Origin of the sequence: Rhizobium croatiense (assembly GCF_019793465.1) — a bacterium.
GTDB lineage: Bacteria > Pseudomonadota > Alphaproteobacteria > Rhizobiales > Rhizobiaceae > Rhizobium > Rhizobium croatiense.
Window position 1 is genome coordinate 47,385 of sequence record NZ_JAILYJ010000021.1, and the last position, 19,357, is coordinate 66,741.

Consider the following 19,357-nt stretch of genomic DNA (forward strand, 5'->3'; position numbering starts at 1 on the left):
ATGACGCATGCTTTCTACGTCTACGCCTCTTACGGCTTTGCAGCCCTCGTGACGGTCGCGGTCGCCGTCTGGACCTGGGCCGACGGGCGGGCGCGCCGCCGTGAACTCGCAGCCCTCGAAGCCGCAGGCATTCGCCGCCGCTCGGCGCGCGCGGGGGACGGCGAATGAACGAGGCGCCCGAAACCAAAACCATAAGGCCGCGCGGACTTGGTCGCTACGCTCTGGCGCTTCTGCCGCTGATGGTCTTCGGCGCCATTGCCGCGACGGCCGCCAAGATGCTCTACGACCAGGATTTCCATGGCAAGAACATCGCCGAAATCCCATCGGCCCTGATCGGCACCAAGGCGCCGGCGCTGAACCTTCCGCCGCTCGACGGGGCAAACCTGCCGGCGCTCACCGATGCGGCGATCAAGGGCAAGCTGACCCTCGTCAACGTTTTCGCCTCCTGGTGCATCCCCTGCAGGGACGAACATCCGATCTTGAAGGAACTGGCGAAAGACGGTCGGCTCAACATCGTCGCCATCAATTACAAGGACAAGAACGACAACGCCCTGCGTTTCCTCGGCGAACTCGGAAATCCCTATCGGGCGATCGGCATCGATCCAAACGGCAAGGCGGCGATCGACTGGGGTGTCTACGGTATCCCGGAAAGCTATCTGGTCGGCGCCGACGGCACGATCCTCTACAAGCGCGTCGGCCCCTTCGACGATATCAGCCTGAAGGAAGGGCTGTTTCCAGCGATGGAAAAGGCGCTGGCGAAGCCGGCTTCGTAAGTCAAGAAAGACCCCTCCCCACAAGGGGGTTGCCGAGGCAGGTTAAGCTCCACCCTGCCAGACCTTGATCGCCTCCACCGGCCAGACCAGCATCAGCACGTTCAGCGTCAGATTATCGCGGATGACATAGCCGGTGAAAATCTCGAAGAAGATGGCGATCGCCACCGTGACCGCCACCGGCGCCCGTGAGGCGAAAAAGAAACCGACGCACATGAAGGCGGTGTCCATTGCCGAATTCAGGATGCTGTCGCCGTAATAATCGAGCGCGATCGTCGCCGTGCGGTAGCGGTCGATGATTAGCGGCGAATTTTCGAGCAGTTCCCAGCCGGATTCGATCACCAGTGCCAGGAGCAGCCGCGCCGCCAGCGGCTTGCGGCGCAGGACCAGGTGGCCGAGCCCGTAGAACAGGAAGCCGTGGATGATGTGCGACGGCGTGTACCAGTCGGACAGATGCTGCGAATTGCCGCTGGTATTGACCCCGTCTTCCCACAGCTTGACATAACCGCAGGCGCAGATCGGCACCCGGCCCATCAGATATTCGGCGACGACCTGGGAGGCCAGCACCGCAAGACAGGCGACCAGCCAGAAGCTCTGGTGTCTGACTCGATATTCGGCGTCCGCTGTGCTCACGTCTCACCGTCCGTTTCCAGGTTGACGCTATGTTTCAGCACCAGCGGCATTTGCGCTAGCGTGAAGATGATGGTGATCGGCATCGTGCCCCAGACTTTGAAGGCGACCCAGGCATCGTCCGAAAAATTGCGCCAGACGACTTCGTTCAGCACGGCTAGGAATAGGAAGAAGACGCCCCAGCGGATGGTAAGCTTGCGCCAACCCTCTGCATCGAGCTGGAAGGCAGCGTTGAAGACATAACCGAGCAGCGAGCGGCCGAAGGCAAGCCCGCCGAGCAGCGCGACTCCGAAGAGCGCATTGACGATGGTCGGCTTCATTTTGATGAAGGTCTCGTTCTGCAGCCAGATCGACAGAGAGCCGAAGATAACGACGACGATGCCGGAGACAAAGGGCATGATCGGCAAATGGCCGAGCACGATCTTCGACACGATCAGCGAAGTGACTGTCGCTGCCATAAAAAGCGCGGTCGCGACAAACAGAGGACCGCCCAGTTCCGAAAGGGCAGGAAATATTTCCACCAGCCATTGACCGCGCAGATTGGCAAAAAAGAAGACCATCAGCGGCCCGAGTTCCAGCGCCAGTTTCAGCATCGGATGATGGCGGTCGGCGGCGCTCGGGGTGATATCGCTTTCGGTGGTCATGCGTTCTTCGAACCTGCTACTTCTAAAAATTCGTTTCCCGACCGTCCCTTGCAGGCCTTCGGCGGCTTATCTGTGGCATCATTGGGGAAGCCCGGCAATGGCGTGGGCGAAATCCTCGGCCTCGAACGGCTCCAGATCGTCGACACCCTCGCCGACGCCGATGAAATAGACCGGCAGCTTGTGCTTGGCGGAGATCGCGACGAGAATGCCGCCGCGCGCCGTGCCGTCGAGCTTGGTCATGATTAGCCCGTTGACGCCGGCGACATTGCGGAAGATCTCGACCTGGCTCAGCGCATTCTGCCCCGTCGTGGCGTCGAGTGTCTGCAGCACCGTATGCGGCGCATCGGGATCGAGCTTGCCGAGCACCCGCACGATCTTCTCGAGCTCGGCCATCAGCTCGGCCTTGTTCTGCAGGCGGCCGGCGGTATCGACGATCAGCACGTCGCATTTCTTCGCTTTCGCCTGTTCGAAGGCGTCATAGGCAAGGCCGGCGGCATCGGCGCCGAGCTTGGTGCCGACGAATTCGGATTTGGTCCGCTCGGCCCAGATCTTCAACTGCTCGATCGCCGCCGCGCGGAACGTATCGCCGGCCGCCAGCATCACCTTCAGCCCGGCGCCCGAAAGCTTTGCCGCCAGCTTGCCGATCGTCGTGGTCTTGCCTGTGCCGTTGACGCCGACGACAAGGATGACGTGCGGCTTGTGCGAGAGATCGAGCTGCAGCGGCTTGGCGACCGGCTTCAGGACCTTGGCGATTTCGGACGCCATGATGCGGCTGACATCCTCGCCGGTGACGTCCTTGCCGTAACGTTCGGACGCAAGCGTATCGGTGACGCGCAGCGCCGTCTCGACACCGAGATCGGCCTGGATCAGCAGGTCTTCGAGATCCTGCAGCGTCTCGTCGTCGAGCTTGCGCTTGGTGAAGAGCGCGGTGATCTGATTGGTGAGCTGCGAGGAGGTGCGCGCAAGCCCGTTGCGCAGCCGCTGGAACCAGCTGAGTTTCGCCTGTGGAGCGACAGGCTGCGGTTCGACGATCGCGGGGCCGGTGGCGAAGCCTTTGGGGAGGATGGGCTCAACCGCTGGCGCTAGCTCCATCTCCAATGGCGGCAAGGGCGTTTCGGTGGAAAGCTCGCGATCGACGGCTTCCCCCCCTACCCTGCCGGGCATCCCCCCCACAGGTGGGGGGAAACTCGCGGCGATGTGTTCCGCCACATTGACGGCATCAGCCGAAGCAGCCGGCTCACTCTCCGCATGTGCAGACTCGCTTTCCACATCCATGGACTGGCGAGCGGCATCCGACTGCTCAGTCCCCCCACCTGTGGGGGGGACGCCCGGCAGGGTAGGGGGGGTATCTTGCTCGGCTTCCGCCTCGGCCTCCAGTAGCGACAACGGCACGACGCCCATGTCGCCCAGATGATCGGCCGGCGGCAGCACTTCCGTTTCAGCCGCGACAGGTTCCGGCTCTCCTGACGCTTCATCGACATCCGCCGCCGGTCCACCACCCGCATCCATCTCCTCGGGAAGAACGGGATCGTCGGCGACCGGCAGATCTTCGTCGCGCGAGCGCGGCTCGAGTTCCCTTTCCACGGCATCGGGCACGGGCTCTTCAGCCGGCTTGCCGAAGGTGAAGACCTTTTTGATGAAACTGAGAGCCATGAGAATTCCGTGAAAGTCAGGCCGCGACGGCCGTCAATTGCATGTCGAGATGCTTGCCATTGTGGCCGGTGATCGTGGCCGGCACAAGTTCGCCGGGGCGAAGGCCGGCGGCTGCGACCAGGGTGAAGTTCTCCGTATGCGCCAGGCCGTTGTTTTCGACAAGCAGCCACTGCCGGGTTCCGACCATGCCATCGAGATGGGATTGATGGAGCTTATGTCCAGTGGCGCGCAGCCGTGCGGCGCGTTCCTTGACCAGCGTCCGGTCGAGTTGCGGCATGCGGGCGGCCGGCGTGCCGGGACGTGGGCTGTAGGGGAAGACATGCAGATGCGCGATGCCGGCCTCTTCGGCCAGCCGCACGGCATTGCCGAACATTTCCTCGGTTTCCGTCGGGAAGCCGGCGATCATATCGGCGCCGAAGCTCATCTCGGGGCGCAGACGGCGCGCATCCTCGATGAAGCGCAGCGCATCGGCGCGCGAATGCCGGCGCTTCATCCGCTTCAGGATCATGTCGTCGCCATGCTGCAGCGACAGATGCAGATGCGGCATGAAACGAGGCTCGTCGGCGATGAGGTCCATCAGATGGGCATCGGCCTCGATGCTGTCGATCGAGGAAAGTCTGAGACGGCGGATATCCGGGAGCTGCTTCAAGAGCGCCTTCGCCAGAAGCCCGAGCGTCGGGGCGCCCGGCAGGTCGCCGCCATAGCTGGTGGCATCGACGCCGGTCAGGACGATCTCGCGATAGCCGCTGTCGGCGAGCTTACGGGCCTGATCGACCACGGCGCCCATCGGCACCGAGCGGGAATTGCCGCGGCCATAGGGGATGATGCAGAAGGTGCAGCGATGGTCGCAGCCGTTCTGCACCTGGATGAAGGCGCGCACATGGCCGTCGATGTGCCTGACCATCTGCGGCGCCGTTGCCTTGACGCTCATGATATCGTTGACGCGCAGCTTCTCTTCGGCCGAAACGCCGAAATCCGGCAGGCTGCTATAGGAAGCGCTCGAAAGCTTCTCCTCATTGCCGAGCACGGCATCGACCTCCGGCATGGCGGCGAAGGTCTCTTTTTCCGTCTGCGCGGCGCAGCCGGTGACGATGATGCGGGCATGCGGATTGTCGCGGCGCGCCCGGCGGATCGCCTGGCGGGCCTGGCGCACGGCCTCGCCGGTCACCGCACAGGTATTGACCAGGACGGCATTGTTGAGCCCGGCCTTCTCGGCCTGCGCCTTCATCACTTCGGATTCATATGTGTTGAGGCGGCAGCCGAAGGTAATGACCTCGATGCCGCTCACTGCGCCTCCGCCCCTCGGGTATCATCGCGCGACCAGAGGCCGGTCGAAGGATCGAGCCTGCCCGACCACTCCCATTCGGCCGGGCCGGTCATGATCACATGATCGTCGCGCTCGCGCCATTCGATCGAAAGTGTCGCCGGCGGCTTGGCGCTTGCGACATTGATCGTCACCGTGCGGCCGGTGCGGCCGGTGCGCGCGGCGCTGACGGCGGCAGAACAGGCGGCCGAACCGCAGGCAAGCGTCAGTCCCGCGCCGCGCTCCCAGGTGCGCGTCGTCATCGATGTCGGCGAGGTCACCTGCGCGAGCGTGATATTGGCGCGCTCGGGAAACATCGGATGGTTTTCCAGCAGCGGCCCGAAGCGGGCGAGATCATAGGACATCACGTCCCTGTCCACCCAGAAGATCGCATGTGGGTTGCCCATCGACATGGCCGACGGCGAATGCAGCACCGGATTGTCGATCGGGCCGATCTGTAGTTCGATGCGGCTGGTATCGTGGAATTCTTCCGCCAGCGGGATCCTGTCCCAATCGAAGACGGGCTTGCCCATATCGACGGAGATCGTCCCGTCCTCGTGCTCGACGGCGTTGAGAATGCCGGCGACCGTCTGGAAGGTGAAGGCCTTCCGACCAGTCTCGGCGGCAAGCGCCTGCACGACGCAGCGTGTGCCGTTACCGCAGGCCTGCGCCTTCGAACCATCGGAATTCAGGATATCGATGAAGGCATCGGTGCCGTCGGCCTTCGGATCATGGATCGCCATGATCTGATCGAACTCGGTCTCAGGATCGACATTGAGCGCGACAGCCGCCGCTGCCGTTACCTTATCCGGCCGGCCACGCATGTCGACGACCAGGATCTTGTTACCAAGCCCGTTCATCCTCGCGAATTCGACCGTTGCGCTCATAGTATCATTCCGTCCGTGTTTCCGCTGTATATGGCGGAAATACGAAGGAATTACCAGTGGGTGAGTGCCGGGCAGCCATGGCCGCCGGCCGTTCTTGCGAGGCAGTCCGGTTTTAACGATCAGCACCGTTGGAATTGAAAGACGCCGCATGCGCTTCGACGATGGCGGCGGTGATGACCTTTCTCAGCTCGTAAACCAGGGAGCGGGAGCGCTTGCGATCCAGATCCTGTGCCGCCTTTGCAAGACTGAGGCCTTCGTTCAGAACAATATGATGAGCCCGCGCCAGTGCCCAGCTCTCAATATCAGCATTGATCATTCGATATCTCCGCCGGATCATCCGGCATCAAGGATATTCACGAATCATTTTACAGGATGCACTTAAGGAGAAAGTAGAATCACAAGTGGAATATTTTGCAACTGGGCTCTATCGCGAATTGGGGCCGCCAGCCGGAATTTTTACTGTGACATATACCCGAAAGAGCATCCGAAACCTCCGCCAGGCGGTCATCCCTCGCATTCGCCTTGACTTTCGCGCGGCTTTCCTGTTTATCGCGCCCAATCCGCGACGAGCCGCATGACTCCGAGCCGCCGACCGGGACCTGAGATCCCGGAGGTCAACACCCGACAGCGCGATGCGCCCTCGGGTGCTTTTTGGCTTTGCGTCTTGTTTTCGTCACGGAAAAGCACGACGTTTCCGGGCAGATCGAACCCGCCCGAAACGTATCAAGGAAGAGCCGATGTTTGAAAACCTCCAGGACCGTCTTGGATCCATTCTGAATGGACTGACAGGCCGTGGCGCGCTTTCGGAAGCCGATGTTTCCGCAGCGCTGCGCGAGGTTCGCCGTGCGCTGCTGGAGGCCGACGTCGCGCTCGACGTCGTGCGTTCCTTCACCGACCGCGTGCGTGAAAAGGCCGTCGGTGCCGAGATCCTGAAGTCGATCAAGCCCGGCCAGATGGTGGTCAAGATCGTCCATGACGAACTGATCGAGATGCTGGGCGGCGAAGGCGTCGGCATCGACCTGCATGCGCCCGCCCCCGTCGTCGTCATGATGGTCGGCCTGCAGGGCTCGGGCAAGACGACGACGTCAGCCAAGATCGCCCATCGCCTGTCGACGCGCGAGAAGAAGAAAGTGCTGATGGCGTCGCTCGACACGCGCCGTCCGGCAGCCCAGGAGCAGCTTCGCCAGCTCGGCGCCCAGGCCAATATCGACACGCTGCCTGTTATATCAGGCCAGTCGCCGACGGATATCGCTGCCCGTGCGGTGCAGGCGGCCAAGCTCGGCGGCCACGACGTCGTCATCCTCGACACCGCCGGCCGCACCCATATCGACGAACCCTTGATGGTCGAGATGGCCGACATCAAGAAGCGTTCGAACCCGCATGAAATCCTGCTGGTCGCCGACAGCTTGACCGGTCAGGACGCCGTCAACCTCGCCCGCAATTTCGACGAACGCGTCGGCATCACCGGCCTCGTGCTGACCCGCATGGACGGCGACGGCCGCGGCGGCGCCGCGCTGTCGATGCGCGCCGTCACCGGCAAGCCGATCAAGCTGATCGGCGTCGGCGAGAAGATGAACGAGCTCGAGGAATTCCATCCCCGCCGCATCGCCGACCGCATTCTCGGCATGGGCGACATCGTCTCGCTCGTCGAGCGCGCGGCGGAAAATATCGACGCCGAGAAGGCGGCCGCCATGGCCGCCAAGATGGCCAAGGGCAAGTTCGATCTCGACGATCTCGCCGACCAGCTGCGCCAGATGCAGAAGATGGGCGGCATGGGCGGTATCATGGGCATGATGCCCGGCATGGCAGGCATGAAGGACAAGATGGCCGCCGCCGGCCTCGACGACAAGCTTTTCGGCCGCCAGATCGCCATCATCCAGTCGATGACCAGGGCCGAGCGCGCCAATCCCGACCTGCTCAAGCATTCGCGCAAGAAGCGCATCGCCGCCGGCTCCGGCACCGATGCCGCCGCCATCAACAAGCTTCTGAAGATGCACCGCCAGATGGCCGACATGATGAAGATGATGGGCGGCAAGGGCAAAGGCGGCATGATGAAGCAGATGATGGGCGGCCTTGCCGGCAAGATGGGGCTTGGCGGCTTAGGCGGCATGGGCGGCGGCATGCCCGATCTCTCGAATATCGACCCGAAGCATCTCGAAGCCCTGCAGAAGCAGGCCGAAGCGGCGGGGCTTGGAAAGCCGGGTGGGGGTATGCCCGGTCTCGGCGGTCTGCCGGGTGGTTTGCCAGGCCTCGGCGGCGCCAAGCTGCCGGGCCTCGGCGGTGGTTTCCCGGGATTGCCCGGTTTGCCGAAAAAGAAGTGAAAGGATCGTTTGCCCCATGATTGATCCAGACGTCAAAGCCCAGCTCGCGAGCTATCGTCAGTCGATCGACAACATCGATGCCGCTCTCGTGCACATGCTGGCCGAACGCTTCCGCTGCACCAAAGAGGTCGGCGTGCTGAAGGCCAAATACAATCTGCCGCCGGCCGATCCGGCGCGCGAGGAATACCAGATCGAACGCCTTCGCCAGCTGGCGAAAGCCGCCAATCTGGACCCGGATTTCGCCGAGAAGTTCCTGAACTTCGTCATCAAGGAAGTCATCCGGCATCATGAGCAGATCGCTGCGGATCACGCTGAACAGAGCGCCGCAGCCCGATAACCCTACCGCCTCACGAAGCGGTCAAGAAAAGCCTAAGGAGTAAAGAACATGGCACTGAAAATTCGTCTCGCCCGCGGTGGCTCCAAGAAGCGTCCGTACTACCACGTCGTTCTCGCCGATGCGCGCAGCCCGCGTGACGGCCGCTTCCTCGAAAACCTCGGTTCTTGGAACCCGATGCTCGCCAAGGACGACGAGAAGCGCGTTCAGCTGAACGCCGAGCGCATCAAGCACTGGCTCGACAACGGCGCCCAGCCGACCGACCGCGTGCTGCGCTTCCTCGATGAAGCCGGCGTTGCCAAGCGCGAAGCCAAGAACAACCCGGTCAAGGCAAAGCCCGGCAAGCGCGCCCAGGAACGCGCCGCTGAAAAGGCTCAGAAGGCCGCTGACGCCGCCGCTGCTGCTGCCGACGCCGCGGAATAATCGGGACCTTCCCCAATCGAACGGGCGGCATGGCGACATGCCGCCCGTTTTCGTTTCCAATTACCCGCACTTCGTTTATGAGAAGCCTGTCTTTCCGGCTTCACATGAAGGAACCCATGACAAAGCTTGAAAACCCCGTTCTGATGGCGACGATCGGCGGCGCGCAGGGCCTGCGCGGTGAAGTGCGCGCCAAGGCCTACACCGCCGATCCGACGGCGCTCGGCGATTACGGCCATCTGCACAGCATGGACGGACGCAGCTTCGAAATCCTTGAAATCCGCGAGATGAAGAATGTCGTCGTCGTTCGTTTCCGCGGCATCAACGACCGCAACGCCGCCGAGGCGCTGAACGGCCTGGAACTCTACATCGAGCGTGACAATCTGCCCGACGAGGAGCTGGAGGACGACGAGTTCTACTATGCCGATCTCGAAGGACTCGAGGCGCAGGACGATCAGGGCGTCAGCTATGGCACGGTCACCGGCGTCTTCGATTTCGGCGCCGGCGATCTTCTGGAACTCAAAGGTCCGGGCAAGCGCCCGGTGCTGATCCCCTTCTCGGAAGCCTCGGTGTTGGAGATCGACCTCGAAGCCGGCACATTGCTGATCGATCCGCTGGCGGCCGGTTTGATCGACGATCCCGAAGAACTTTCGAAATTCACCCTGGACAAGCCGAAAAAGAAGAAGTGATGGCTTTCCGGGCGAGCGTTCTGACACTCTATCCGGAGATGTTTCCGGGACATCTGGGCTTTTCGCTCGCCGGCAAGGCGATGCAGCGCGGGCAATGGTCGCTGGACGCCGTGCAGATTCGCGATTTCGCCACCGACAAACATCGCACCGTCGACGACACCCCGGCCGGCGGCGGCGCCGGCATGGTGCTGAAACCCGATGTGCTCGCCCGCGCCATCGACACTACCTGTCAAAACGATATCCGCCCGCGCTTGCTGATGAGCCCGCGTGGGCGGCCGCTGACGCAGCAGCGCGTGCGCGAACTGGCGGCGGGCGACGGCGTCGTCATCGTCTGCGGCCGCTTCGAGGGCGTCGACCAGCGGGTGATCGAAGCGCGGGGGCTGGAAGAGGTCTCGGTCGGCGACTACGTGCTGTCGGGCGGCGAGCCGGCGGCGCTGATCGTGCTCGATGCGATCATCCGCATCCTGCCCGGCGTCATGGGCAACGATCTTTCCGGCCTGCACGAAAGCTTCGAAGGCGGGCTGCTGGAACATCCGCATTATACGAGGCCGCAGGAGTGGGAAGGCCGGGAAATCCCCTCCATCTTGACGTCGGGCAACCACGGCGCCATCGAAAAATGGCGCCACGAGGAGGCGGTGCGGCTGACGCGGGAGCGGCGGCCGGATCTCTTCGAAAGGGCTGAACCTAAGAAAAACGGCTGATTCCACCCTCCCCTTCACAAAAATGTCGTGCGAGGGATGACAAGCTCCGGCCTTTCGTGTATTGGCGCACGCGGAAATGGGGTTAGCCCCGTCTGCCAGCAAACAAAGAATGGCGAATCCGCTCCCGCCCCGAAGGGGCAAAATCCTGAGGCTCGCCCAAGGGATCAGTGCCGAGCGCTCTGGCTGTTTCAGAAGAACCAAAGGTTAAGACGATGAACATCATTCAGCAGCTTGAGGCCGAACAGGCCGCCAAGATCGAAGCCAAGCGCACCCTCCCCGAATTCTCCCCGGGCGATACCGTCCGCGTCAACGTGAAGGTTACGGAAGGCAACCGTACCCGCGTTCAGGCCTATGAAGGCGTCTGCATCGCCCGCTCAGGCGGCGGCCTTCAGGAAAACTTCACGGTTCGCAAGATCTCCTACGGCGAAGGCGTCGAGCGCGTATTCCCGGTCTATTCGCCACTGATCGAAAGCGTCGACGTCGTCCGCCGCGGTAAGGTTCGTCGCGCCAAGCTCTATTACCTGCGCGACCGTCGCGGCAAGTCCGCCCGTATCGTTGAAGACACCGGCGTCCGCGCCCGCAAGCTCAACGACGCCGAGCGCGCCGCCGTTGCCGAGGAAAAGGCACGCATCGAAGCTGAAAAGGTTGCAGCCGCTCAGGCGCTCGCCGCCGAGAAGGCAGCAGCAGAAGCCGCCGAAGCCAAGGCCGCTGCTGAAGCAGCAGCAGCCGCCGCAGCGGAACCGGCAGCAGAATAAGATCTGCGCCACGCAATTCTTCGCTTGGAGCAAAATTCTTCGCTTGGAGCAAAGTTCTTTCGCTTGGAAAGGCGGCCTTCGGGTCGCCTTTTCTCTTTTTTGCGTCGGCGGGCCGCCGGCGGCCTTGCCTTCGGCAGGTCTTCCGTGACAATTTTCGCGTTCAATCCGGGAGCCATTCCATGCTGTTTCGTCGTACCGTTCTTGCGGGCTTTACCGCCCTTGCGCTCGCTCCTTTGACCGTGTCGGCTGCCGAACTGCCCGATCTCGGCGGCAAGAGCGTCGTCGTCGTCACCGAAAATGCCTATCCGCCGCTGCAGTTCATCGATCCGAAATCCGGCAAGGCGATCGGCTGGGAATATGATGCGATGAACGAGATCGCCAAGCGGCTGAACTTCAAGGCCGAATATCAGAACACCAGCTGGGACGCGATGATCCAGGCGGTCTCCGACGGCCAGTACAACATCGGCATGACCGGCATCACCATCAAGGACGACCGCAAGCAGAAGGTCGATTTCTCCGATCCCTATATGCGCTCGCAACAGTTCATGCTGGTGCGCGGCGACGAGAAGCGCTTCACCGACGCCAAGAGCTTTGCCGCCTTCAACGACGGCCTGATTGGCGCCCAACCCGGCACCTCGCCTTTCTACACCGCCGTCTATGAAATCCTCGATGGCAACGAACAGAACCCGCGCATCAAGCTTTTCGAAACCTTCGGCGCGACCGTGCAGGCGCTGAAGACCGGCGACGTCGACCTCGTGCTGACCGACAGCGTCGCGGCCAAGGGCTATGTCGATTCCTCGAACGGCGCCCTGAAGGTGGTCGGCGAAGCGCTCGGGACCGAGGATTTCGGCTTCATCTTCCCGAAGGGGTCCGATCTCGTCGCTCCGGTCAATGCCGCTATCGCCGCGCTGAAGGCGGACGGCACCTTTGACGCGCTGAACAAGAAGTGGTTCCTCGACTACAAGATGGGCGAATAACCCCGAGCGATCGCAGATGGCGCCACAACCATCCCTGCGACATGAGAAGGACGACCGTCCCTGGTGGCTGGCCGTCCTTGTTCTGATCGGTCTCGTTCTCGCCGTCGTTATCATCACCAACGACATTTACACTCAGGTCTTCCGGACCGTGGTGAATGGCGCCGGCATCACCGTGTTCGTGACGCTCGTCGCCTTCATGCTGGCGACAGTGCTTGGTCTCGGCATCGCGCTGCTCGGCCTGGCCGACAGCATCGTGCTGCGCCAGATCGCCCGCTTCTATATCGAGATCATCCGCGGCATCCCGATCCTGGTGCTGCTCTTCTACATCGCTTTCGTCGGCGCGCCGGGTCTTGTCGCGGCCTATAACTTCATCATCACGCCCCTGGTGAAGAGCGGCATCGCCGAACCGATTCTCGTGCGCGACCTTTCGCTGATGTGGCGCGCCATCATCGCGCTGATGATCGGCTATTCCTCCTTCATTGCCGAGATCTTCCGCGCCGGCTTCCAGTCGGTCGATATCGGCCAGATCGAAGCGGCCAAATCCCTCGGCCTGTCGCGCTACCGCCGCTTCCGGCTCGTCGTCTTCCCGCAGGCGGTCAGGGTCATCTTCCCGCCGCTCTCCAATGACTTCGTCTCGATGGTGAAGGATTCGTCTCTTGTCTCGGTTCTCGGCGTGGCCGACATTACCCAGATGGGCAAGGTCTACGCCTCCGGCTCCTTCCGCTTCTTCGAGACCTATTCGATCGTCACCTATATCTACTTGATCCTGACGATCGGCCTGTCGCTGGCGCTGCGGCGCATTGAAAAGAAGATGAAGCAGAAGCCGCGCTGAGCCACAGCACGATTCGAATTGCCGTTTCGTTCAAAAATCGCTATATGCCGGTCATGGAATCCAAGTTCAGATGCACTGGCGCGCATATTTTCGTGCTGCAGGACCATTATCGCCTGCCGGCGCGGTTCTTTGCATGCGTATCCGGTGCGCTCAACAGCCGACTTCGTTGATCGAATGACGGCCGGCGGAGCCTGATCCGCCTTTTCCGATTTTCCAAAAGCATCCAAAAACGGACTTACCGCCATGAGCGCACCGCGTACCCTCTACGACAAGATCTGGGACGACCATCTGGTCGACGAACAGGCCGACGGCACCTGTCTTCTCTACATCGACCGCCACCTGGTCCACGAGGTCACCTCGCCGCAGGCCTTCGAAGGCCTGCGCATGAGCGGCCGCAAGGTCCGCGCGCCGGAAAAGACGCTCGCGGTCGTCGACCACAACGTTCCGACATCGGCCGACCGCCATCTCGGCATCAAGAACGAAGAAAGCCGCATTCAGGTCGAGCAGCTTGCCAAGAATGCCGCCGAGTTCAACGTCGAATATTATTCCGAGAACGACAAGCGCCAGGGCATCGTCCACATCATCGGGCCGGAACAGGGCTTCACTTTGCCGGGCATGACGATCGTCTGCGGCGACAGCCATACCTCGACCCACGGCGCCTTCGGCTCGCTCGCTCATGGCATCGGCACATCTGAGGTCGAGCACGTTCTCGCCACCCAGACGCTGATCCAGAAGAAGGCCAAGAACATGCTGGTGCAGGTCGACGGCCAGCTGCCGGCAGGCGTCACCGCCAAGGATATCGTTCTTGCCATCATCGGTGAGATCGGCACGGCGGGCGGCACCGGCTACGTCATCGAATATGCCGGCGAAGCGATCCGTGCGCTGTCGATGGAAGGCCGCATGACGATCTGCAACATGTCGATCGAAGGCGGCGCCCGCGCCGGCCTGATCGCCCCCGACGAAATCACCTTCGAATATATCAAGGGCAAGCCCCGCGCGCCGAAAGGCGAAGCGCTGGAACAGGCGATCGCCTACTGGAAGACGCTGCAGTCAGACGAAGGCGCTCATTTCGACCGCGTCGTCAAGCTGAACGCCGCCGAACTGCCGCCGATCGTCTCCTGGGGTTCTTCGCCTGAGGACGTCGTCTCGGTCCAGGGCATCGTGCCGAATCCCGATGAAATCCAGGACGAGACGAAGCGTGCCTCCAAGTGGCGCGCGCTCGAGTACATGGGCCTCAAGCCGGGCACGCCGATGACCGACATCAGCATTGACCGGGTTTTCATCGGCTCCTGCACCAACGGCCGCATCGAAGATCTGCGCGCCGTCGCCAAGGTCGTCGAGGGCAAGACCGTTGCTTCGACCGTCAACGCCATGATCGTTCCGGGCTCCGGTCTTGTGAAGGAACAGGCGGAAGCCGAAGGCCTCGACAAGATCTTCAAGGCTGCCGGCTTCGACTGGCGCGAGCCGGGCTGCTCCATGTGCCTCGCCATGAACGACGACCGCCTGAAGCCGGGCGAACGTTGCGCCTCGACCTCGAACCGCAACTTCGAAGGCCGCCAGGGCTTCAAGGGCCGTACGCACCTCGTCTCGCCGGCAATGGCCGCCGCCGCCGCGATCGCCGGTCACTTCGTTGATATCCGCGAGTGGAATTGATCCGTCATCCGACGGAAGGACAATGAAAGCCGCCCGATGCGCTCTGCCTGCATCGGGCGGCTTTCATATTTTCATGGCGGCCGCGCCTCATTTTCCGGGAGGTGTGGATCATGCCCCAGCGCATGAGCAATACCTGCGACCACGGCTTTGCCCCGACCAACGGATCGTCGAGCTGCAATTATTGACACAACGGCTGCATGTCTCGTCATAGGCGGCCGCCGGCGCGAGGATCTTCCTCGGAGCGGCCGCTGATCGGGAGGGCAATCAGAAGGCCGCCGTCATCGGGTCCGGTCCCATGCGGGCGCCGGCGCTGTCGAGCTTGGCGATCGCCGCCATGTCATCGGCATCGAGCTTGAAGTCGAACACCTGGAAATTCTCCTCGATGCGCGACGGCGTCACCGATTTCGGGATGACGACGAGGCCGGTGTCGATGTGCCAGCGGATAATGGCTTGCGCCGGCGTCTTTCGATGTTTCCTGGCGATCTCGCCGATGACAGGGTTCGAGATGAACTGCCCCTGGCCGAGCGGGCTCCAGGATTCGGTGGCGATGTTGAGTTTCTTGTGAACCTCTTGCGCCGCCTTCTGCTGGAAGTCGGGATGCAGCTCGATCTGGTTGATGACAGGAACGACGCCGGTTTCGCCGATGATCCGCTCCAGATGCTCGGGATAAAAATTCGACACACCGATCGAGCGGGCGCGCCCCTCTTCCCTTATGCGCACGAACGCCTTCCAGGTTTCGGTGTAGAGGCCGCGATGCGGCGACGGCCAGTGAACGAGGTAGAGGTCGACATAGTCGGAGCCGAGCTTCTTCAGGCTGCCGTCGAAGGCACGCAGCGTATTGTCGTAGCCTTGGTCGGTGTTCCTGAGCTTGGTGGTGACGAAGATGTCCTTGCGGTCGAGGCCGGAAGAGCGGATGCCTTCGCCGACACCCTCCTCGTTGTCGTAACCGGACGCCGTATCGATATGGCGATAGCCGGCGGCAATGGCAGTGCGCACCGTCGGGGCGGCAATCTCCTGCGGCGTCTGCCAGACGCCGAGCCCGACCTGCGGAATGGAATGTCCGTCATGGAAAGTGATGATGGGTTGAGCGGTCACAATATATCTCCGGGAGTTTGAAGAATTGGACGAGGCATGATTTGCGCCCGCACTCGGGGCGTCCCGGAACGCATCTCAGCCTGAGCGTTCGGTCACCGGAAAATATAGGCAGCCGCATCCGGAAGACAATCAGACCACCCGGACAATCGTCCCCTTGCGAAGATGCGGCAGGAGGCGGCGCATGTCGCCGAGACTCACCGCCACGCAGCCGGCCGTCGGCTCGTAGCCCGGCCGGATGAGGTGGAAGAAAATCGCCGAGCCGCGGTTGCGCGCCCGGCAGGAGATGTTCCAGTCCATCACCAGGCAGATATCGTAGAGCCCGTCGCTGCGCCGCATCTCCTCGTGGCCGGGGCCGAATGGCGCCCTGACGAGGCGGTTGTAGTTGGCATTGCCGGACTGATCGCACCAGAACATATCGGCGCGGATCCGGCGGATGGGAAGCGACGTGACAAGCCGGCCGTTCCGCTCGCCGCGCCGGAAGCCTGATAGCAGCTTCATCGATGTGATCGGCGTGGCGCCGTCGCCCTCGCGTTTCGTCACGGTGCGGCCGGAGCGGCCGATGGCAGCCGGAACAGTGATTGTGCCAATGCGCACGATCGCCCGGCTCTTCTTTCCCGGCGCCGGGCGCACCACGACCGTGGACGGCTTCATCCCCCGGCTCCGCCTTGCTTTTTCCATTTTTCTCGCATGTCTTGCATTGCTTGAGGCTTTAATTGAAATCATATGAAAACCTGCCCGGCAACAGCACCGCCGGCCGATCCTTGCCAAACCCGCAATTTGGCGTAGGACTAGGGGACCTAACATGAGGACGCAACGGCATGACCGCACGCACCATTCTTCTGGTGGATGACGACGAGGACCTTCGGCAGACGCTGACAGAGCAATTGTCGCTTTACGAGGAATTCACGGTTCTGCAGGAAGCCAACGCCGGCAAGGGTGTTGCAACCGCCCGTTCGACGCCGGTCGACCTCTTGATCATGGATGTTGGCCTGCCCGATATGGACGGGCGCGAAGCGGTGAAGCTCCTGCGCAAGGGCGGCTTCAAGGCCCCAATCATCATGCTGACCGGCCACGATACCGATTCCGATACGATCCTCGGCCTCGAAGCCGGCGCCAACGACTATGTCACCAAGCCCTTCCGCTTCGCCGTGCTGCTTGCGCGCATCCGCGTGCAGCTGCGCCAGCACGAGCAGAGCGAGGACGCGACCTTCACCGTCGGCCCGTACCTCTTCAAGCCGAGCCAGAAGCTGCTCACCACCGACAACGGCCAGAAGATCCGCCTGACGGAAAAGGAAGCGGCGATCATCCGCTACCTCTACCGCGCCGAACAGAAGGTCGTCACCCGCGACGTGCTTCTCGAAGAGGTCTGGGGCTATAATTCCGGCGTGACCACGCATACGCTGGAAACCCATGTCTACCGGTTGCGTCAGAAGATCGAGCGCGATCCCTCCAATGCCGAAATCCTGGTCACGGAAAACGGCGGCTACAAGATCATACCCTAGAGCATCTCGGTTTCTCCGAATCACGGAAATGCTCTATCTCTTTGTTTTCACGCAGTTCCGCACGCAAACGGCTACGCAGTTTGTTGGAATTGCTCTAAGGCGAAAAGCCCGCATGGCGCTGACGGACGACATTCATCTGCTCTCGCAGCTTCCGCTGTTCAAGGACATGAGCGAGGACCAGCTGCGACTGATCGCCTTCGGCGCCGACCGGCGCATGATCGCCGCCGGCCAGATGCTGTTTCGCCAGGGCGCGCCGGCCGAGAGCGCCTATGTCGTCTTGAGCGGCAGCCTGGAACTCCGCACGACGAGCAGCGACGGCATGCAGCGGGCTGATGCCGTTGCCGGCCCCGGCACGCTGATTTCTGAGCTGGCGCTGGTGACGCTGGTCGAGCGCAAGTTCACCGCGATCGCGCGCGAAGACACGAGCATCATCCGCATCACCCGCGCCCTCTTCCATCGACTGATCGAGGAATATCCTGATGCGGCCCGTCTGATCGAAAATCGCATCCGCGACAATCTCGCCGAACTTGCGGCCAAGGCCGCAAGCCAGTTCCATCGGTTCAGCTGATCGCCGTCACAAGTCGAAATGCGCGGTCACCGGCACATGGTCAGAGGGCCGGTCCCAGCCGCGCGCTTCCTTCAGGATTTCGATCCGCTTCAGGTGCGGCCCAAGATCCGATGAGGACCAGATGTGGTCGAGCCGGCGGCCGCGGTCGGCCGCTTCCCAGTCCTTGGCGCGGTAGCTCCACCAGGTATAGAGCTTCTCGCTGGCCGGTACGTGCTGGCGCATGAGATCGAGCCAGGCGCCGCGCTTCATCACCTCGAGCAACCCGTCGGTTTCGACCGGCGTGTGGCTGACGATCTTCAGCAGCTGCTTGTGCGACCAGACGTCGTGTTCGAGCGGCGCGATGTTGAGGTCACCCACCAGGATGGCCGAGGTATTGGCCTCGCCATTGGCCTTCAGCAGCTTCATCTCCTCGATGAAATCGAGCTTATGGCCGAATTTCGGATTGATCGTCCGGTCCGGCTCATCGCCGCCGGCCGGGACGTAGAAATTATGCAGCCGGATGCGGCGATTGCCGCGTTCGAAGATCGCCGATATGTGGCGGGCGTCGCCGACGCCGCAATAATCCTGCCGGTGATCTTCGGTCAGCGGAATGCGCGAGGCGATCGCCACGCCGTGATAGCCCTTCTGACCGTGGATGATGATGTGATCATAGCCCATGGCCCGCAAGGGCGCGGCGGGAAAGAGCTCGTTCGGCACCTTGGTTTCCTGCAGGCAGAGAATATCGGGCCTGTGCTTGAGAACGAGCTGCTCGACGATCGGCATGCGCAGCCGTACCGAATTGATATTCCAGGTGGTAATCGAAAAGCCCATGCGGCAAGCCCTTTCACGCTTTCATGAAAGGGCTTTAGAACAAAGGCGGACCGGAGGGAACCGGGCCGCGTGCAAAAGCGTCAGGAGATCAACCGAAAAGGCTCAGTCGCGCGATTGCGGCGTGCCGGGAATGCTCTCATAGGGAACCCGGAAGACGCGATCGTCGAACTGCATGCCTGTTTTGACGTTGAAGATCATCACCGAGGTGTCCTTGCCCTGATTGTCGGTGATCGTCCACTGACGCAGGTCATAGGTTTTCGGGTCGAACATCATGGTGATGGTCGAGTTTCCGAACACCGTATTGTTGCCGAGCGCGATCGTCGTCAGGTCCGATTCTTCCTTGACGCCCTTCACCATGCCGGCCGACAGGTCGATACGCTGCGCCAGCAGCAGGCTGAGCGGCGTCTTGGAGAGCGGATAGAGATCCCAGGTCTTGAGTTTGGTATTGCCGATGGCGACATTCTTGCCGTCGGCGATCACCCGCATCGGCGATGGGTCGTCATAGTTGAAACGCAGCTTGCCGGGGCGCTGGATGAAAAATTTGCCGCCGGTCTGCTCGCCGCGCGGGCCGAACTGCACGAATTCGCCCTGCATCGTCGTGACGCCGGAGAAATGGTCGGCAATCGCCTGCGCCGTGCCGGAGGCAGGCGCCGCCGCCTGCGCGCGAGCACCGAAGGGAATGGCGCTTGCCATCGCAGCCACGGCGAAAGCGCCGAGAAGATCGCGCCGCGTCATCGTCAGGCCGGAGAGGAAGGAATCGGAGTTACGCATCTAAATCTCCTTTATGCGATCTGCATGCTGCCGAAAGGCGGC

General features: G+C 62.1%; 23 protein-coding genes. 13 read left to right on the forward strand and 10 right to left on the reverse strand.

Annotated features, from left to right (window positions below; translation table 11 throughout):
* Together ccmD and K6M89_RS26920 are read left to right on the forward strand one after the other, a co-directional pair.
* Window positions 1–168: a heme exporter protein CcmD gene (gene ccmD, locus K6M89_RS26915; RefSeq protein ID WP_222141629.1), complete on the forward strand. Its 168-nt coding sequence runs from the start codon at window positions 1–3 to the stop codon at window positions 166–168.
* Window positions 165–773, forward strand: coding sequence for a DsbE family thiol:disulfide interchange protein (locus tag K6M89_RS26920; RefSeq protein WP_222141630.1), 609 nt, complete (start codon window positions 165–167; stop codon window positions 771–773). The genes ccmD and K6M89_RS26920 overlap by 4 nt, the downstream gene beginning before the upstream one ends.
* Window positions 774–815: 42 nt before the next feature.
* Here K6M89_RS26920 and K6M89_RS26925 read toward each other — a convergent pair whose 3' ends face one another.
* From K6M89_RS26925 to K6M89_RS26950, 6 genes are all read right to left on the reverse strand, one after another.
* Window positions 816–1,403, reverse strand: a complete 588-nt coding sequence (locus K6M89_RS26925; protein WP_222141631.1) for a DUF2585 domain-containing protein — start codon at window positions 1,401–1,403, stop codon at window positions 816–818.
* Window positions 1,400–2,044, reverse strand: a complete 645-nt coding sequence (locus tag K6M89_RS26930; RefSeq protein WP_222141632.1) for a septation protein A — start codon at window positions 2,042–2,044, stop codon at window positions 1,400–1,402. Before K6M89_RS26930 ends, K6M89_RS26925 begins: the two co-directional genes overlap by 4 nt.
* Window positions 2,045–2,122: 78 nt before the next feature.
* Window positions 2,123–3,697 (reverse strand): signal recognition particle-docking protein FtsY, encoded by a 1,575-nt coding sequence (gene ftsY / locus K6M89_RS26935; RefSeq protein ID WP_222141633.1) that lies wholly within the window; start codon window positions 3,695–3,697, stop codon window positions 2,123–2,125.
* A gap of 16 nt (window positions 3,698–3,713) precedes the next feature.
* Window positions 3,714–4,985: a tRNA (N(6)-L-threonylcarbamoyladenosine(37)-C(2))-methylthiotransferase MtaB gene (mtaB, locus tag K6M89_RS26940; protein WP_097580551.1), complete on the reverse strand. Its 1,272-nt coding sequence runs from the start codon at window positions 4,983–4,985 to the stop codon at window positions 3,714–3,716.
* Entirely contained in the window at window positions 4,982–5,887 is a 906-nt protein-coding gene (dapF, locus tag K6M89_RS26945; RefSeq protein WP_222141634.1) for a diaminopimelate epimerase, read from the reverse strand. The genes mtaB and dapF overlap by 4 nt, the downstream gene beginning before the upstream one ends.
* 112 nt (window positions 5,888–5,999) lie before the next feature.
* The gene (locus K6M89_RS26950) at window positions 6,000–6,224 is read right to left on the reverse strand and encodes a hypothetical protein (RefSeq protein ID WP_097580549.1); all 225 of its coding nucleotides are present in this window, start codon (window positions 6,222–6,224) and stop codon (window positions 6,000–6,002) included.
* Window positions 6,225–6,624: 400 nt separating this feature from the next.
* Between K6M89_RS26950 and ffh the strand changes: the two genes are divergently transcribed.
* The 9 genes from ffh to leuC all read left to right on the forward strand — a co-directional run bounded on the left by ffh (window position 6,625) and on the right by leuC (window position 14,569).
* Complete coding sequence (gene ffh / locus K6M89_RS26955) at window positions 6,625–8,208, forward strand: signal recognition particle protein (RefSeq protein WP_222141635.1); 1,584 nt, start codon at window positions 6,625–6,627, stop codon at window positions 8,206–8,208.
* Between the two features lie 16 nt (window positions 8,209–8,224).
* Window positions 8,225–8,545, forward strand: coding sequence for a chorismate mutase (locus K6M89_RS26960; RefSeq protein ID WP_011427149.1), 321 nt, complete (start codon window positions 8,225–8,227; stop codon window positions 8,543–8,545).
* Window positions 8,546–8,593: 48 nt separating this feature from the next.
* Complete coding sequence (rpsP, locus tag K6M89_RS26965; RefSeq protein ID WP_037116834.1) at window positions 8,594–8,965, forward strand: 30S ribosomal protein S16; 372 nt, start codon at window positions 8,594–8,596, stop codon at window positions 8,963–8,965.
* 116 nt (window positions 8,966–9,081) lie between these two features.
* A complete protein-coding gene (gene rimM / locus K6M89_RS26970) occupies window positions 9,082–9,651 on the forward strand; it encodes a ribosome maturation factor RimM (RefSeq protein ID WP_097580690.1) in 570 nt (189 codons plus the stop codon).
* Entirely contained in the window at window positions 9,651–10,352 is a 702-nt protein-coding gene (gene trmD / locus K6M89_RS26975; RefSeq protein ID WP_222141636.1) for a tRNA (guanosine(37)-N1)-methyltransferase TrmD, read from the forward strand. The genes rimM and trmD overlap by 1 nt, the downstream gene beginning before the upstream one ends.
* 212 nt (window positions 10,353–10,564) lie before the next feature.
* Window positions 10,565–11,107: a 50S ribosomal protein L19 gene (gene rplS / locus K6M89_RS26980; RefSeq protein ID WP_064683853.1), complete on the forward strand. Its 543-nt coding sequence runs from the start codon at window positions 10,565–10,567 to the stop codon at window positions 11,105–11,107.
* Window positions 11,108–11,286: 179 nt separating this feature from the next.
* Window positions 11,287–12,084: a transporter substrate-binding domain-containing protein gene (locus K6M89_RS26985; RefSeq protein WP_222141637.1), complete on the forward strand. Its 798-nt coding sequence runs from the start codon at window positions 11,287–11,289 to the stop codon at window positions 12,082–12,084.
* A 16-nt stretch (window positions 12,085–12,100) separates the two neighbouring features.
* Window positions 12,101–12,916, forward strand: coding sequence for an amino acid ABC transporter permease (locus K6M89_RS26990; RefSeq protein ID WP_222141638.1), 816 nt, complete (start codon window positions 12,101–12,103; stop codon window positions 12,914–12,916).
* A 243-nt stretch (window positions 12,917–13,159) separates the two neighbouring features.
* Window positions 13,160–14,569 carry a 3-isopropylmalate dehydratase large subunit gene (gene leuC / locus K6M89_RS26995; RefSeq protein ID WP_097580544.1) on the forward strand — a complete coding sequence of 470 codons (1,410 nt, stop codon included), beginning with the start codon at window positions 13,160–13,162 and terminating at the stop codon, window positions 14,567–14,569.
* A 264-nt stretch (window positions 14,570–14,833) separates the two neighbouring features.
* On the opposite strand, the gene K6M89_RS27000 is transcribed toward leuC, so the two are convergent.
* Together K6M89_RS27000 and K6M89_RS27005 are read right to left on the reverse strand one after the other, a co-directional pair.
* The gene (locus K6M89_RS27000) at window positions 14,834–15,664 is read right to left on the reverse strand and encodes an aldo/keto reductase (RefSeq protein ID WP_222141639.1); all 831 of its coding nucleotides are present in this window, start codon (window positions 15,662–15,664) and stop codon (window positions 14,834–14,836) included.
* A 129-nt stretch (window positions 15,665–15,793) separates the two neighbouring features.
* Complete coding sequence (locus K6M89_RS27005) at window positions 15,794–16,315, reverse strand: L,D-transpeptidase family protein (RefSeq protein ID WP_222141640.1); 522 nt, start codon at window positions 16,313–16,315, stop codon at window positions 15,794–15,796.
* Between the two features lie 167 nt (window positions 16,316–16,482).
* On the opposite strand from K6M89_RS27005, the gene K6M89_RS27010 reads away from it, so the two are divergent.
* Both K6M89_RS27010 and K6M89_RS27015 read left to right on the forward strand, forming a co-directional pair.
* A complete protein-coding gene (locus K6M89_RS27010; RefSeq protein WP_011427159.1) occupies window positions 16,483–17,166 on the forward strand; it encodes a response regulator transcription factor in 684 nt (227 codons plus the stop codon).
* Window positions 17,167–17,278: 112 nt separating this feature from the next.
* Entirely contained in the window at window positions 17,279–17,734 is a 456-nt protein-coding gene (locus K6M89_RS27015; protein ID WP_064683858.1) for a cyclic nucleotide-binding domain-containing protein, read from the forward strand.
* 6 nt (window positions 17,735–17,740) lie between these two features.
* Here K6M89_RS27015 and K6M89_RS27020 read toward each other — a convergent pair whose 3' ends face one another.
* Together K6M89_RS27020 and K6M89_RS27025 are read right to left on the reverse strand one after the other, a co-directional pair.
* A complete protein-coding gene (locus K6M89_RS27020) occupies window positions 17,741–18,544 on the reverse strand; it encodes an exodeoxyribonuclease III (RefSeq protein WP_077992233.1) in 804 nt (267 codons plus the stop codon).
* A gap of 102 nt (window positions 18,545–18,646) precedes the next feature.
* Window positions 18,647–19,315: an outer membrane lipoprotein carrier protein LolA gene (locus K6M89_RS27025; protein ID WP_097580541.1), complete on the reverse strand. Its 669-nt coding sequence runs from the start codon at window positions 19,313–19,315 to the stop codon at window positions 18,647–18,649.
* Between the last annotated feature and the right edge of the window lie 42 nt (window positions 19,316–19,357).